This window comes from Pseudomonas sp. NPDC087346, from assembly GCF_044744235.1.
Classification (GTDB): Bacteria; Pseudomonadota; Gammaproteobacteria; order Pseudomonadales; family Pseudomonadaceae; genus Aquipseudomonas.
The window spans coordinates 92,785-110,718 of sequence record NZ_JBIUXX010000002.1 but is presented as its reverse complement, the minus strand read 5'-3'; the positions used below and the strand labels follow the sequence as shown (position 1 = coordinate 110,718).

The window sequence follows — 17,934 nt, the reverse complement described above, 5'->3', positions numbered from 1 at the left end:
TTCAGGGACAAACCCGGCCAGCGACCGGGTTGCAATTGAAAAGCAAGCTTCAGGACAACACTTCGCCCGCCGTCACCGACAAACCGTCATGCCACCACGCTGCGAGACTGAAGACATTCGGAGCCTTGAGAATCGTGAAATGGTTGCCCGGCCCATACCACACCGCCAGATCCCTGACCTGACGCTGCCAGCCTTCCAGCATGGCCGCTTGTTCACGCTCGTTGCCCGCCGCGTCCAGTGTCGGGTCATCGACCAGTGCCAGCCGCACTGGCCCGTTATAGGCCTGACTCGGTTGATAAACCGTGCGCAATGCCGTGGCAAAGGTGCGCACCGGGCCATGCATGGCCTGCGGCGCAGCGCGGTGCGAAAGCACGCCGGCACGCACCATTCCCGCGTGCAGCAAGTGCATTTGCGTTACGTCGTCAGCCTCGGCGAACGTCAGTGGGTCAATGCCCAGCGATTTGCCGCTGGACAACTGCAGCGTCTCGATCAGTCGCTGTAACGCGGCCGTCGGCGTGTAAGGTTTGCCAGCCGTGCCATTACCGCCGGGCGACTCGCTGTCGATCAATGTCAACGAAGCCACCACGCGCCCGGCCGCTTGCAATTGCGCGGCCATGGCGTGCGCGACCCAACCGCCGAAGGAGTGGCCAATCAAATGCACTGGCCCTTGCGGATAAACCTGCTCGATGGCCTTCAGATAAAACGCCGCAGCGGCTTCCACCTGACTGTGTGGCACGCCCGCACCGTCGAGGCCACGAGGTTGCAAGCCGATAATCGGCCACTCGGGGCCCAGCGCTTCGGTCAGGTGAATGAACCCCGTCACGCTGTCACCGGCGCCAGGCACACAGTAGATCGGTGCATGCCCGGCGTATCCGGTTTGAATGGTCAGCAATGGCTGATACAACTCCGGTTCAGGCGCCGTCGCGGTTTCCAGTGCCTGGCTGAGCGCTTGCCCGAGTGCCTGGATATGCGGGGTTTTCATCATCGTCCGGTGATCACCGGGCACATCGATGCAATGCAATGTTACGCCGGACAACTTTTCGCTCCAGCCCCTCGTCGGGTCAGGCGTTGACTGTCCTTGCATGAGTTCCTGAGCGCGGAACAGATGAATCGGCTGACGACTCGGGCTGACCCGGTAATGCGCCAACGCCTGCCCATGGGCGGCTTCACGATCAAAGTAATGCCATGCCTGCGCCGACGTCAGCGCAGACAATTCCGGGTCGGGCAAATCCTGCTCCTGACAGCGTTTGAACAGCTCGTCGAACTCGATTCGCTCGACTTCAGCCGACAACAATGCCACACCCGCCAGCGCTTCATGGCTGTCTGCACCAAGCATCATCGAGCGAGCACGGCAGTGATCCAGCAACTGATGGTTGTGCGAGTGCTCGCGGGTCCATTGCGCTTTGTTTTGGCTGGCGGAATTCGGCGCATAAGTGTCGATCATCCCGACAAAAGCCACCGCCTCGTCCATACCCAGCAGTTGCTGGGTGACCTCATAGGCCAGCAGTCCGCCAAATGACCATCCCGCAAGACGATAAGGCCCATGCGGCTGTACTGAGCGGATGATCCCGACGAGTCGTGTTGCCAGACATTCGAAGGTGCGCAGTTGCGGTTGCCCAAGCGCGATGCCGGGCAATCCGTAAATCGGAAAATCACCCTCGATGTGCATGCCCAACGTCGGGAAATACACGTCCCTGCCGCTGAATTCATGCAACAGAAATAGCGGCGTGCCGTGACCACTGGCACGCACCACGACCAACCCTTCCGGTTGTTCGGGAACTTCGCTGCGCTGGCTCAGGAGTGTGCCGACAGATGCAACGCTCGGGTGTTGAAACAGCTCGGCCAATGTCAATTGCAACCCCGCACGCCGCATCAGATTGACCAGTCGAATCGCCAGCAGTGAATGCCCGCCCGATTCGAAGAAATTGTCGTGGCGTCCGATCTGTTCAACGTCAAGCACTTCGCTCCAGATCCGCGCCAGTGCAGTTTCAATCTCACCTTCTGGCGCCTCGAAAACATGGCTGAACACGGCTTCATCTGCGACTTTTGGCAATGCCTTGCGGTCGATTTTGCCGTTGGGAGTCAGCGGCAACACATCGAGAATGACGAAGGCTGCGGGCACCATGTACGCCGGCAACCGCTGCAATACATGCGCTCGCAAGGCTTCAACGGTCGGTGCAGTGCCTTCGCGCAAGGTGCAATAGGCAACCAGCCGCTCAGCGCGCACCAGCACCAGCGCTTCACGAACGAGCGGATGCTCGATCAACCGGGCTTCGATTTCCCCAGGCTCCAGACGCAGGCCATGCAACTTGATCTGGAAGTCGTTACGCCCGAGGAATTGCAGGTTGCCATCGGCGCCGTAACGCACCAGATCGCCGGTCCGGTACAGGCGATCACCGGGCACAAACGGGCTGTCGACAAAGCGCTCGGCCTGCGTTTGTGGCAAGCCCAGATACCCCCGGGCAACCCCGACACCACCGATGTGCAACTCGCCGCCGACACCGAACGGCACCGGCTGGTCATGCGCATCGAGCACATACAACCGGGTATTGCCAATGGCTTTGCCGATCGGCAATTCGGATGTCGGGACCGGCATGTGCGGTTCCAGCGTCCACACCGTGCTGTCGACCGTGGCCTCGGTCGGGCCGTAGACGTTGTGCAAACGTACCCACGGCAAATGCTGACGCACAGCTCGGACCAGCGCAGCAGTCAGTTCGCCACCGCCACAGAAAATGTCGGTGAGGCTACGGCACTCAGCTACATCCTCCACTTCGAGGAACTGTTGCAGCAGCGCCGGCACGAACTGGATAACCGTGATCCGCTGTTCACGGATCAGTTGCGCCAGGCCGGCCGGATCACGATGACCATCGGGGCGAGCCAATACCAGTCGCAGACCGGCGCTCAGCGGCCAGAAAAGCTCCCACACCGAAGCGTCGAAACTCACTGGCGTTTTTTGCAGCAGCGCACTCTGCGCTGTCGGCGGGCAAACCTGCGAACTCCAATGCACCAGATTGCACAGCCCACGATGTTCCAGCATCACCCCTTTTGGCAGGCCGGTAGAACCCGAGGTGTAGATCATGTACGCCAGATTCGAAGCGCTAAGATCGGGCACCTGCGGGTTGCTCTCGGATTGGTCCTGCCAGGTGCAGGCGTCAAAGTCGATCAGTGTCAGATCGGGGTCGTCGAACAGACTTCGAGTCGCACCCTGCATCAGTACGGCCACCGGAGCGCTGTCCTTGAGCATGTAGGCCAGGCGCTCCGCAGGATAAGCCGGGTCCAACGGCACATATGCGCCGCCCGCCTTGAGAATGCCCAGCAGCCCCACCACCAGGTCCGGTCCGCGTTCGACGCAAATCGCCACCCGCGAATCCGCGACCACGCCGTTCTGACGCAAGTGATGGGCCAGACGGTTCGCCCGTGTGTTCAGCTCGGCGTATGTCAGGCGCTGTTCACCTGCCACCACGGCATCTGCCTGCGGTGTGCGCGACACTTGCGCTTCGATCATGGCGTGAATGGTTGGCTGCAGATCACACGCGACATCGGTTGCGTTGAACGCATAAAGCAAACGCTGCCGCTCGCCCTGCGAAAGCATCTCGACCTGTTCCAGCACCGCTTGATCATCGCTGATCAACACTTCGAGCAGCCGCTGGAAGTAACCGACAAACCGTTGCACCGTTGCTTCATCGAACAACGCCGTCGCGTAGTTCAAAGCACCGCGAACCCCTTCGCGGGTTTCGCCCAGACTCAGCGACAGGTCAAACTTCACGAAATGGCTAGCGCCGACTACAGCTTCAAGGGTCAGTTCGCCCAAACTCAGCTCCGGTGCCACGCTGCTGTCCCAGCTCAGCATGGTCTGGAATAACGGGCTATGGGACAGGCTGCGAGCCGGCCGGGTGATTTCCACCACCTGTTCGAATGGCAGATCCTGATGCGCTTGCGCTTCCAGCGTGCGCGCCTTGACCTGCGCCAGCAGCGCTGCACCACTCAACGCCCCGCCGGTTTCGATGCGCAATGCCAAAGTGTTGACGAACATGCCGATCAACCCTTCGGTCTCCGCCCGGCTGCGGTTGGCGACCGGCGAACCGATTACTACATCGGTCTGACCCGACAGGCGACCGAGCAGCATCGCCCACGCACTCAGAATCACCATGTACGGCGTTACGCTATGTCGCTGACACAACGTTTTAAGCCCGGCACTCAGGCGCTCATCCAGCAGCACATCGACGCTGCCGCCGCTGTAGTCCTGCTGCGCCGGACGCGGACGATCCGTTGGCAACACCAGCAAGGCTGGCGCATCGGCCAGCGCCTGTTGCCAATATTCACTTTGGCGTTGCAACACGTCACCGGCCAGCCAGCGCCGTTGCCACACCGCGTAATCGGTATATTGCAGCGCCAATGGCGGCAGCGGATCGACCTGGTCATGACTGAACGCCTGATACAGCGACATCAGTTCGCGAGTCAGCACGCCCATCGACCAGCCATCGGAGATGATGTGGTGCAGCGTCAGCAACAGCACATGATGATCGTCGGCCAAACGCACCAGTCGCCCCCGAATCAATGCATCGTGCTGCAAGTTGAACGCTGCAGAAGCTTCGTCAGCAATCAGTTTTTGCAAGACCTCCTCGGCTTGCGGGTGCTGACGCAAATCCTCGACCCGCAGTAACGAAGCGGGTACGTCTGGCATGATCAACACCTGAGCTTGGTCGTTGGACTCGGCGAAACGGCTGCGCAAGGTTTCGTGACGACTGACGATTCGCGCCAAGCTCCGCTGCAGAGCACTTTCATCGAGTCGACCGCGTAATCGCAGACCGAGCGGGATGTTGTAAGCCGTGTTGCCGCCATCCATCTGCGACAGAAACCACAAGCGTTGCTGGGCGAACGACAATGGCAGCAGTTCGTCGCGCGCCGCCGGCAAAATGTCTGGCAGCGTGCTACGGCCTGCCCGGCTCAGCACATCGGCGACGGCCGCCAGTTCCGGGTTGGCAAACAGATCGCCGAGAGTCAGTTCCAGCCCGAGCTGTTGGCGGACCTGGGACAACATTCGCATCGCCAGCAATGAGTGGCCGCCCAGTTCGAAGAAGCTGTCGCGACGTCCGATCTGTTCGACTTGCAGCACCTCGGCCCACACTCGTGCGAGATTTTCTTCGAGCGCACCGAGCGGAGCTTCATAAGCCCGGCTCAGCAGCGCGTCCTGCGCGGGTGCCGGTAGCGCCTTGCGATCGACCTTGCCATTGTTGTTCAACGGCAAAATGTCGAGCTGTACCCAGGCTGACGGCACCATGTACTCCGGCAGGCGTGCCTGCAATTGTCCGTGCAGGCTGGCGATGTCCAGATCAGCGTGCGCGGTGTAGTAAGCCACCAGACGCATGGTTTCCTGCCCGTCACGTCGCGCCAGCACTACCGCTTCCTTGATGCCCGGACAGCCCAGCAGGCGGTTTTCGATTTCTCCCAGTTCAATCCGGAAGCCGCGAATCTTCACCTGATCGTCATTGCGTCCAATGCACTCCAACTGCCCCGGTGCTTGCCAGCGTGCGAGATCCCCGGTGCGATAGAGCAGCGCATCGGGCCTGGTGCTGAACGGATCGCGAAGGAATTTTTCGGCGGTCAGTTCCGGTCGGTTCAAGTAACCCAGCGCCACGCCCTGCCCGCCGATGTACAGCTCGCCGGTCACGCCCATCGGCACCGGTTGTTGGTACCCGTCGAGCACGTACACCTGAGTGTTGGAGATCGGTCCGCCAATCGGCACGCTGTCGGCGTCTGCGGCCACGGCCTGGACTTCGAAAGTCGTGGCGTACGTGGTGGTTTCAGTCGGCCCGTAGCAATGCACGATCCGCAGTTGTGGCGCCTCGGCCAACAGTCGACGGAACGCCGCCGGATCACCCCGCTCGCCACCACACAGCAGAATGCGCAGGCCTTTGAGCGCCTGCGGAATCAATTGCACGTACTGATTGAACAACGCCGTGGTGACGAACAGCACCGTCGCCCCCGAGGCGTTCAGTTCGCGACCGAATGCTTGTGGATCAAGCAACGTGGCATGATCGATGACCACCACCTGTCCGCCGTTGAGCAACGGCCCCCAAATGTCCATGGTGCTGGCATCGAACGCGGGATTCGAGGCGAACACCACCCGGTCCTGCGCATTGAAATCGGCGTAACCGTTGTTGATCACCAATCTGCCGATGGCACGATGCGGCACCATCACACCTTTGGGCAGGCCTGTGGAACCTGAGGTGTACATGACGTACGCCAGCGACTGCGAGGACTGCGCCAGGCCCGGGTTGTGCGTCGGCTGACCGTCCAGCAGCAAAACATCCAGATCGATGCGGCGTACGGCATATTCGATAGCCTCGGCGCCGAGCGTCAGCAACGCCACTGCCTGGCAGTCCTGCACCATGAACGCCTGACGTTCGGCGGGGGCATTGATATCCAGCGGCACGTAGGCCGCCGCGCATTTGGCAATCGCCAGTTGCGCGACCAGCAGATCCAGCGAACGTGGCAGCAGGATCGCCACCTGATCGCCCGGCTGCACGTTCTGGCCGATAAGGTAATGGGCGAGACGATTGGCGCGAACGTTGAGTTCTTCATAACTCAACGAATGCGAACCATGCCGCGCCGCCACGGCCTGTGGTCGCGTGGCTGCCTGCTGCTCGAAAAGCGCATGCACCGTCAGCGCCTGCGGATACTCGCGCTCGGTGGCGTTGAAATCGAACAGCAGGCGTTGCCGCTCTTCCTCTGCTAAAAGCTGCACTTGTTCCAGCACCGTCTGGTCATTGCCGACCATCGCCCGCAACAGCTGCTGGAAGTAGCCGATATAACGTCGGACGGTCGATTCATCGAACAACGCCGTGGCGTAGTTCAGCGAACCGCGAATGCCCCCCTGCACCTCACCCAGCGTCAACGTCAGGTCGAACTTGGCGATCTGGCCTGTGGCGGCGAGACCTTCGAGCACCAGGTCGCCCAGACGCAGATTCGGGCCTACGCTGCTGTCCCAGCTCAACGTCGTCTGAAACAACGGACTGTGCGCCAGGCTGCGCACCGGCCGGGTGATTTCTACCACCTGTTCAAATGGCAGATCCTGATGGGCCTGCGCCTCCAGTGTGCGGACCTTGACCTGCGCGAGTAACGCTTCGACGTTCAGCTCGCCGGAAGTGTCGATGCGCATGGCCAGCGTGTTGACGAACATGCCGATCAAGCCTTCGACCTCGGCTCGGGTGCGATTGGCCACCGGCGAGCCGATCAGCACATCCGACTGGCCGGACAAGCGACTCATCAGCATCGCCCAGGCACTCAACATTGCCATGTACGGCGTTACACCGTGACGCTGGCAAAGCGTCTTGAGCCCGGCACTGAGGTTTTCGTCCAGCACCACGTCAACGTTGCTGCCGCTATAGTCCTGCTGCGCCGGGCGCGGACGGTCGGTCGGCAGTAACAGCAAGGCCGGTGCATCGGCCAGCGTCTGTTGCCAGTATTCACTCTGACGCTGCAACACCTCGCCGCTCAGCCAGCGCCGTTGCCACACTGCGTAGTCGGTGTATTGCAGGGCCAGCGGCGGCAGCGGATTTTCCGCGTTTTGACGGAACGCCTGATACAGCGCCATCAGTTCGCTGGTCAACACGCCCATCGACCAGCCGTCAGCGATGATGTGGTGCACCGTCAGCAACATGACATGCTCATCGTCCGCCAGACGTACCAGTCGCCCGCGAATCAGTTGATCGTTCTGCAAATCGAAAGCTGTCGAGTTTTCCTCCTCGATCAGCGCCTGCAAGGCCTCGTCAGCCTGAGGGTTCCGGCGCAAATCTTCGAGCTGCAGCAACCGGTCGTTGTCGGCTGGCACAATCAGCACCTGCGCTTCGTCGTTGACCCGTATGAAGCGGCTGCGCAAGGTTTCGTGACGAGCAACAATTCGGGCCAGTGCCTGTTGCAATGCTTCTTCATCGAGTCGACCGCGCAAGCGCAGGCCAATCGGGATGTTGTAGGCCGAATTGCCACCCTCCATCTGTGCCAGAAACCACAGGCGTTGCTGGGCAAACGATAGCGGCAGCGCGGTATCACGCGGCGCCGGCAGAATATCCGGCAGCGTGCTGCCTGCGGCACGGCTCAACTGATCGGCGACCGCAGCGAGTTCAGGGTTGGCGAACAACTCGCTCAGCACCAGCTCCAGCCCCAACCGCTGGCGAACCTGCGCCACCATGCGCATCGCCAACAGCGAGTGGCCGCCAAGTTCGAAGAAGTGATCCTGGCGCCCGACCCGTTCGACTTGCAGAACGTCGGCCCAAACCTCTGCCAGGGCGATTTCCAGCTCGCCTTGCGGGGCCTGATATTCCCGGGTAAACAGCGCCGTAAAGTCGGGCGCGGGCAAAGCCTTGCGGTCGACCTTGCCATTGGCGGTCAGCGGCAAGGCGTCGAGTCTGACGTAGGCCACCGGCACCATGTACTCAGGCAATCGGGCCAGCAGTTGCGCACGTAACTCGCCCACCAGCAGCGGCTCGACGTGCGCTTGCTCGGTGAAGTACGCCACCAGTCGCGGCTGACCAGGTTCGTCCTCACGGGCCAGCAACACGGCGTCCTGAACGCCCGACAATTGGTTGAGGCGTGTTTCGATTTCACCGAGTTCGATCCGCATGCCACGGATTTTCACTTGATCGTCGTTGCGACCGAGATAGTCGAGCGTGCCGTCTTCGAGCCAGCGAGCGAGGTCTCCGGTGCGGTACATCCGCGCATCTGGCAGGTTGCTGAACGGGTCGCGCAGAAAACGTTCAGCCGTCAGTTCTGCACGGTTCAGATAACCTCGGGCCACACCCGCACCGCCAACGTACAGCTCACCCGGGACACCCATCGGCACCGGGCGCTGCTGTTCATCGAGCAGGTAAACAGAGCCGTTCGCCACCGGTCGCCCAATGTGCAACATCTCGCCCGCCGCGATGCGTCCAGCCGTGGCGACCACGGTGGCCTCGGTCGGGCCGTAGTTGTTGATCACCTCGAAAGACTGATCACGACTGAACTGACGCAGGCGATCACCGCCGATCAAAAGTGTGCGCAGGGTCGGGTGCCCAAGGTTCTGGCTGAAGGCATATTCGGCAATCGGCGTTGGCAGAAAGCTCACGTCCAGCGGCTGCGCACGCCACCATTCAAGCAGCGCATCGATGTCTTCGCTGCCCTCATGAACCGGCGCCAAGTGCAGGGTCGCCCCCGCACACAACGCCGGCCAGACTTCCCACGCCATGGCATCGAAGCCGAACCCGGCCAGGCTTGAGGTGTGACGTCCGGCCTGCAAATCAAACGCCTCGCAGTGCCAGTCCACCAGATTGGCCAGCGTGTGGTGTTCGACCATTACGCCTTTCGGCAGGCCGGTGGAGCCCGAGGTGTAGATCACGTAAGCCAGATGCCGTGTCGTCAGAGCCGGCAACCAAGGGTTATGAGTGAACTGCGAGGGCCATGCACCGAGATCCAGATCAATCACCGGCACGGCCAGTTCCGGTAAACGTGCACGCAGATCGCTTTGAGTCAGGACGAGGGACGGAGCACTGTCGTCGAGCAAGTAGCTCAAGCGCTCGAGCGGATGCGCCGGATCAATCGGCACATAACCGGCACCTGCCTTGAGAATCGCGACCAGTCCGACCAGCGTGTCCAGGCCACGTCGCGCGACGATGGCAACGCGGTCGTCGGGCCGCACACCCGATGCGATCAGATGATGCGCCAGCGCGTTGGCTCGGCGGTTGAGTTCGGCGTACGTCAGCCGAGCGCCGCCAGCCACCGCTGCCAGCGCGCCGGGCCGCTCGGCCACCTGCCGTTCGAAGCGCTGGACAATCGTCAGCGCTGTCGAATAAGCCGCGCGAGTTGCGTTGAATGCGACCAACAAGCGCTGGTGTTCCTCAACCGGGAGGATCGACAGCCGACCAAAGCCCTGATGTGGCTCTTGATCCAGAGCGTTTAGTAACGAAGACAATGCAGCTTGCAGGTAATCGCAGATTCGCCGTGCATCAATTCCGGCACCGGCCAGTGCCGTCAGACTGAAGCCTTGGCCGAGGTCGTCGACACTGAGGGTCAGGCGATAATTGGTGTGTTCTTCGGCTTCCAGCAACTGCATACCGTGCCAGGCGGCTTCAACCTCGGCAGATACCGGACCCGCCGGTGTGCTGTGGCGATAATTGAACAGCGTGCTGAACAGCGGCGTGCCGGCGGCCATCGCGCTGCACTGCTGAATCTGCGCCAACTGTACGTGTTCATGCTGCAGCAACTCACTCAAGCGTTGATGCGTGGCCAGTGCCGCGCCTTTCACGCTGTGCCCGCGCAGATCGATGCGCAGCGGCAAGGTATTGATGAATACACCCAATGCCCGCTCCGAGCCTTCACCGCCCTGCAATCGCCCGAGCATCACGGTGCCAAACACCACATCCTCGCGGCTCGACAGTTGCCCCAGAACTTGCGCCCAGGCCAGGTGCATCAGGCTTGCGGCGCTTACCCCCAAGCGCCTGGCCTGGCTGCGTATGCTGTGACTCAAAGGGCTTGGCAACGTGAGTTGTGCCTGCTCGGCTGGCCCTTCATGCGTCGAGTTCAGGCCGTAGGGCAAGGTAGGCTCGCAGACATCGCCAAGCATCTCGCGGAAGAATGTTTGATGCGCTTGTTCACTCAGGCCTGAGCGGGTATGCGCGACATAGTTACGGTACGGCACCGGCTCGGCCAGACGCTGCGACTCGCCAAGCAGAACCGCCTGCATTTCCTGTTGCAGCACTTGCAGGGCAACGTGGTCCATCACCAGGTGATGGAACAGCAGCAACGCCACCACGCGCTGATTGAGCGTATCCCGGGCGTGCACCACGCGCATCAGCGGCGCCTGGTCGATGGCCATGCGATACACACCACTGTCGAACCGCTGACGCAACCGCGCCAACGCATCATCACTCTGCGCATCCAGCGGCACGGCTTCGCAGACCAGCGCAGCTTGGCGCCAGACGACTTGCACTGGTTCATCCAGACCGTCCCAGAACAGCGAGGTACGCAGGATGTCATGTCGCTCAATGACCTTTTGCAAGGCCTGGGCAAAAGCGTTCAGCCGTTGCTCATCGGCAAAGGCAAACTGCGCTTGCAACACATACGGATCACCCGCCGGCGCCGAGAGGTGATGGAACAGAATGCCGGCCTGCAACGGCGCCAGCGGATAAATATCCTGCACATTGGCCGCGCCGCCGGGAATGCTGGCGACGATCCGGTCGATGGCTGCCTGCTCAAGTGCCACCAGCGGCAGCAACTCAGGGGTGATGCGTGTGCAGTCAGGCGAGATCAAATTGCGCGAAACTTCCGTTTCAGGCTCACCGCCCACCGCCGCGGCCAGAGCGGCCAGTGTCGGTTGACCGAACAGCACGCGGATATCGGCCGTCAGCCCTGCACGACGCATGCGTGCGACCAGGTTGACCGCCATCAATGAATGCCCGCCCAGTTCGAAGAAATGGTCGTTGCGCCCTACCCGCTCGACGTTGAGCAACTCGGCCCAGAACTGCGCCAGCGTGATTTCGACATCGCCGACCGGGGCTACGTATTCACGGGTGGCGAGTGTCGATTGATCCGGCGCGGGCAAGGCCTTGCGGTCTATTTTGCCGTTCGGGGTCAGAGGCAAATCCTGCAGATGCACAAACAGCGCCGGGACCATGTAGTCCGGCAAGTGCTCAAGTAACCGACTGCGCAGCACGTCGATATCCAGCGGATCGCCGGTGTAATACGCCACCAGACGCTGATCGCCCGGGACGTCTTCGCGGGCCAGCACCACGGCTTCCTGCACCGGTTCGATGCGCGCCAGGTGCGCCTGAATCTCACCGAGTTCGATGCGCAGACCACGGATTTTTACCTGATCGTCATTGCGGCCCAGATACTCGATATTGCCGTCCGCCAGATAACGCCCGACATCGCCAGTGCGGTACATCCGTGCATGGATCTGGTCACTGAACGGGTCTTTGAGAAAGCGCTCGGCCGTCAGCTCGGGCCGGTTCAGGTAACCACGGGCCACCTGCACGCCACTGACGTACAACTCGCCGATCACGCCGTGAGGCACCGGCTGCTGGTGGGTATCGAGAATGTACAGGCGAGTATTGCTGACCGGCTTGCCAATCGGCGGCGCAATTTGGGGCACCGGCGATTGCGGTTCCAGTGTCCATACCGTGCTGTCGACCGTGGCCTCGGTCGGGCCATAAACATTGTGCAGTCGCACGTGCGGCAAGCGCTCCCGCACACGCTGTACCAGCGCAGCCGTCAGCTCACCGCCACCACAAAAGACGTCGGTGAGACTGCGGCAATCGCTCACCCCGTCCAGTTCGAGAAATTGTTGCAGCAACGCTGGAACGAACTGAATGACACCGATCTGTTGTTCATCGATAAGCCGCGCCAGACTGGCCGGATCGCGATGTGCGTCAGGGTTGGCCAACACCAGTCGCAACCCGGCGGTCAATGGCCAGAACAGCTCCCACACCGACGCATCGAAACTGAACGGGGTCTTCTGCAACAACGCCGTACCCAGCGCAAGCGGACAAAGCTGCGTGCTCCAGTGCAGTAAATTGCTCAGGCTGCGGTGTTCGACCATCACCCCTTTGGGGGTGCCCGTGGAGCCTGAGGTATAGATCACGTAGGCCAGATTTTCGGCGCTCAGGCCGGGCACCTGCGGATTGCTCCGAGGCTGGTCTTGCCAGACGCAATCATCGAAGTCGATCAATGTTGTGGCGGATGCGTCCAGCAAACCGCGAGTCGCGGCGTGCACCAGCACCGCCACCGGCGCACTGTCCGCAAGCATGTAGGCCAGGCGTTGCGCCGGATACATCGGGTCCAGCGGCACATAGGCGCCGCCCGCCTTGAGAATGCCAAGCAGACCGACAACCAGATCGACTCCGCGCTCGACGCAAATCGCAACAGGGCAATCCAGTCCCACGCCTTGCTCACGCAGATGATAGGCCAACTGATTGGCCCGGCGGTTCAATTCCGCATAGCTCAGGCGCTGCTCGCCCGCGACCACGGCGTCCGCCTGCGGAGTGCGCAGAACCTGCGCCTCGAACAAGCCATGAATGGTCTGCTCAAAATCGAATTCGACGTCAGTTGCATTGAAGTCCAGCAGTAAATGCTGACGCTCCTCGTCCGCCAGTATTTCCGTTTGCTCCAGCACCGCGTGATCATTGCTGACCATCGCTTGCAACAGCCGCTGGAAGTAGCCGACATAACGCTGCACCGTTGATTCATCGAACAACGCTGTGGCGTATTCAAGCGAGCCGCGAATCGAGTCTCGCGCTTCGGCCAACGTCAGCGACAGATCGAACTTGGCAAAGTGGCTCGGCTCGGCGACCCCTTCCAGGGTCAAATCGCCAAGGCTCAAACCTGGGCCATGGCTGCTGTCCCAACTGAACATCGCCTGAAACAGCGGGCTGTGCGCCATGCTGCGCAGCGGTCGGGTGATTTCCACGACCTGCTCGAATGGCAGATCCTGGTGAGTCTGCGCCTCCAGCGTGCGCGCCTTGACCCGCGCCAGCAGCGCCTCGACGCTCAGCTCGCCCGAGGTGTCGATGCGCAAGGCCAGGGTGTTGACGAACATGCCGATCAACCCTTCGATCTCGGCGCGGGTGCGGTTGGCCACCGGCGAGCCGATCACCACATCCGGCTGACCCGACAACCGCGCAAGCAGCATGGCCCAGGCACTGATCAGCGTCATATACAGAGTTACGCCATGGCGCTGACACAGCGCCTTGAGCCCGGCGCTCAGGCGTTCATCCAATACCACCTCGACACTGCTGCCGGCGTAGTCCTGCTGCGCCGGACGCGGACGATCGGTCGGCAACATCAGCAACGCCGGCGCTCCGGCCAGAGTCTGCTGCCAGTATTCACTTTGCCGTTGCAGCACTTCACCGCTGAGCCAGCGTCGTTGCCACACCGCGTAGTCGGTGTATTGCAGCGTCAGCGCTGGCAGCGGATCGGCCTCGCCATGGCTGAACGCTTGATACAGCGCCATCAACTCGCGGGTCAGCACGCCCATCGACCAACCGTCAGAGATGATGTGATGCAGGGTCAGCAGCAGAACATGGTGATCGTCGGCCAAACGCACCAGACGTCCACGAATCAACGGATCGTCCTGCAAGTCGAACGGCCCCGAGGCTTCACCCTGGATCAGTGCCTGCAAGGCTTCGTCGGGCTGCGGATGCTTGCGCAGATCTTCAACGCGCAGCAGTAGACCGCTGTCGACAGGCGCAATCAGCACCTGCGCTTCGTCGTCGAATTGCGCGAAGCGGCTGCGCAGGGTTTCGTGACGGGCGACGATCCTCGCCAATGCCTGTTGCAATGCATTAGCGTCGAGGCGCCCGCGTAGACGCAGGGCAATCGGGATGTTGTAAGCGGTGTTGGCCCCTTCCATCTGCGCCAAAAACCATAGGCGCTGCTGGGCAAAAGACAACGGCAATGCGCCGTCACGCGGCACCGGCAAAATCTCTGGCTGAGTGCAGCGACCGGCGTCACTCAGCACCGCAGCGACGGCAGCCAGTTCAGCATTGGCGAACAGGTCACCCAGTGCCAACTCGACGCCGAGACGCTGACGCACCTGTGACACCATGCGCATCGCCAGCAGCGAATGGCCGCCAAGTTCGAAGAAATGATCCTGGCGCCCGACCTGTTCGACTTGCAGCACGTCGGCCCAGATCTGCGCCAATGTAGTTTCCAGCGCGCCCTGTGGCGCCTGATATTCGCGGGTGAACAGCGCCGCACGATCCGGTTTCGGCAATGCCTTGCGGTCGACCTTGCCATTGGCGGTCAGCGGCAAAACCTCGAGTTTGACGAAGGCTGCCGGCACCATGTACTCGGGCAAATGCGCCAGCAGATGCGCACGCAGTTCGCCCACGGCCAGCGGTTCGACCTGGGCCTGCCCGGTGAAGTACGCCACCAGTCGCGGCTGACCGGGCTCGTCCTCGCGGGCCAGCAGAACGGCTTCCTGGATACCCGGCAATTGGTTCAGGCGCGTTTCGATTTCACCGAGCTCGATCCGCACGCCACGGATTTTCACCTGATCGTCATTACGACCGAGATACTCGACGGTGCCGTCCTCGCGCCAGCGCGCAAGGTCACCAGTGCGGTACATACGCGCGCTCGCGGTGTTGCTGAAAGGATCGCGCAGAAAGCGCTCGGCCGTCAGTTCAGGCCGATTCAGGTAACCTCGGGCAACGCCGGCGCCACCGACGTAGAGTTCACCGGTAACACCGATCGGCAGCGGACGTTGCAGCTGATCAAGGATATACACCGAGGCGTTGGTCAGCGGTTTGCCGATGTGCAGCACCTCGCCCGCCTCGACCCGGCCCGACGTGGCAACCACGGTAGCCTCGGTCGGGCCATAGTTGTTGATCACCTCGAAATGCTGGTTGCGGCTGAACTGCCGCAGGCGGTCACCGCCGATCAGCAGCGTGCGCAAGGTCGGGTGTTCAAGATTCTGGCTGAAGGCATATTCGGCAATCGGCGTTGGCAGAAAACTCACGTCCAGCGGTTGCGCACGCCACCATTCGAGCAGTGCATCGATGTCTTCGTTGCCATCGTGAACCGGTGCCAGATGCAGGGTCGCACCTGCACACAACGCCGGCCAGACTTCCCAGGCCATGGCGTCGAAGCCGAACCCGGCAAGGCTTGAAGTGTGGCGCCCGGCGCACAGATCGAAGGCCTGACAGTGCCAGTCGACCAGATTGGAAAGCGTGTGGTGCTCGACCATCACCCCTTTGGGTTGCCCCGTCGAACCAGAGGTGTAGATGACGTAGGCCAGGTGCCCGGTGGTCAGGCCTGACACTTGCGGATCGAGTGAGGCACCGAGTGGCCAGGTGCGCGGATCAAGGTCGATCACCGGGACGTTCAGATTCGGCAGGCGCCCGCGCAGATCGTTTTGAATCAACACCGCCACCGGGGCGCTATCTTCAAGCAGATAATTCAAGCGCTCGGCCGGATGCGCCGGATCGATCGGCACGTAACCGCCGCCAGCCTTGAGAATCGCCACCAGCCCCACCAGCGTATCCAGCCCGCGTCGGGCGACGATGGCCACGCGGTCGTCAAGCTTGAGCCCCGATTCAATCAAATGATGCGCCAGTGCATTGGCACGCCGATTCAGCTCGGCATAGGTCAACTGCTCGCCGGCAAAGGTCGCTGCCAGTGCCTCGGGCCGTTCAGCCACCTGAGCCTCGACGCGCTGATGAATCGTCAGTGAGTTCGGGTAATCCACCTGCGTGGCATTGAAACCGCGCAACACTTGTTCGCGCTCGGTCGCCGGCAGAATCGGCAATTGGTCGAGAGGTGAATCCGGCGCCTGTTCCAGCGCCTGAACCAGACTTTCCAGCGCGCAATGCAGGTAATGACAGACCCGCTGCGGCTCGATTTGTGTGGTCGCCAGCAACGTCAGGCGAAAAGCATCGCCCAGATCATCGACGCTCAGGGTCAGCGGGTAGTTGGTGCGTTCCTCGGAGCGCAAATTGCTGATGCCTTGCCACGCCGCGACCGTTTCGGCACTCGCCGCTGAGGCGTTGTGGCTGTGTCGATAATTGAGCAGCGCGCTGAACAGCGGAGTCGGCGCCACCACGTTGCTGCAGCGTTGCGCCAGCGCCAGCGGTGCGTGCTCGTGGCGCATCAAAGCGGTCAGCCGCGCATGGGTTGCATTGACAGCGGCGCGCACGCCCTGCCCATCGATATCCACCCGCAGCGGCAAAGTGTTGATGAAAATCCCCAGCGCCCGTTCAACCGCCTCGGCCCCTTGCATGCGCCCCATCAAGACTGTGCCGAACACGACGCTCTGCTTACCGGTCAGCACCGCCAATACCTGCGCCCAGCCGAGGTGAAACAGACTGGCGGTGCTCACGCCAAGCAGACGGGCCTGGGTGCGTAAACGCTGCCCGAGCAGCGCTTCGACCGGCAAACTGACCTCGGCGATGTCGCCGCCGTCGCCCTGTACATCCTGCAAGCCGAACGGCAATGTCGGCTCATCGATGTCGCTGAGCATGTCGCGAAAGAACGTCTCGTGCTCAGCTTCGCTAATGCCCAGCCGCGCCTGCGCCACGTAATTGCGAAACGGCACTGGTCGCCCCAGCAACTCACTTTGCCCGGTCAGACAGGCGAGCATTTCATGGCGCACGACATCCAGCGCCGAGTGGTCCAGCGCCATGTGGTGAAACAGCAGCGTGGCGATCAGACGTTGCCCCGCCTCGTCCCAGGCATACGCCAGACGCAATAACGGCGCGCGGCTGACATCCAGTCGAAAGTGGCGGATGTCGAAGCGTTCCAGCAGATGCGCCAGAACATCAGTGTCCGCATCGGGTAGCGAGACTTCTTCCACCGGCAGCGTTGCCTGACGCCAAACCACCTGCAACGGCGCATCCAGCCCTTCCCAGATCACAGCGGTGCGCAGAATGTCATGGCGATCGATCACGGTTTGCAAGGCTTGAGCGAATGCCTGGAAACGCTCATGACTGGCGAATGCAAAGTGCGACTGCATGACGTAGGGGTCGCCCTCACCGCCGCTGGCATGGTGATAGAGAATGCCTTCCTGCAACGGTGCCAGCGGATAAATATCCTGCACATTGGCGGCACAACCCGGCACATCGGCGACGATACGTTCGATGGTGGCCTGGTCCAGTTCAACGAGGGTCAGCATGGCCGGGGTAATGTGCGTAGTGCCGGGGATTATCCCGTTGGCCGGCACCTCGACCTGGCCATTCTTGACTGGCGAATATTGCCCGGCCTTGATCAGTTCGATCAGCGCCGGTTTATGTTCGCGCAACAGCGCCAACAACGCCGGATCGTTCAATGCCTGCTTGTTGCCGTTGACCCGCAATTGGTCGTCCGCGACCGCCAGCTGGATATCTTTTGCCTTCAGTGTCGCCAACAGTTCGATCACGTTCACAGGACGATCTCCATTCTTTCGGTAATTGCGGCGTAGCCGGCCAGCGT

At 61.6% G+C, this 17,934-nt stretch carries 2 protein-coding genes (1 of these 2 only partly in view); both read right to left on the bottom strand.

What is annotated here, in order from left to right; genetic code table 11:
* Positions 1–49: 49 nt before the first annotated feature.
* Positions 50–17,887, bottom strand: coding sequence for a non-ribosomal peptide synthase/polyketide synthase (locus ACIOZM_RS01760; RefSeq protein ID WP_401208802.1), 17,838 nt, complete (start codon positions 17,885–17,887; stop codon positions 50–52).
* A protein-coding gene (locus tag ACIOZM_RS01755; protein WP_401208800.1) for an amino acid adenylation domain-containing protein crosses the window boundary here: on the bottom strand, positions 17,884–17,934 show its final stretch. The gene runs 12,972 nt beyond the window's last position; 51 of the gene's 13,023 nt are visible here — the last part of the coding sequence; its start codon lies off the right edge, out of view; its stop codon occupies positions 17,884–17,886. Before ACIOZM_RS01755 ends, ACIOZM_RS01760 begins: the two co-directional genes overlap by 4 nt.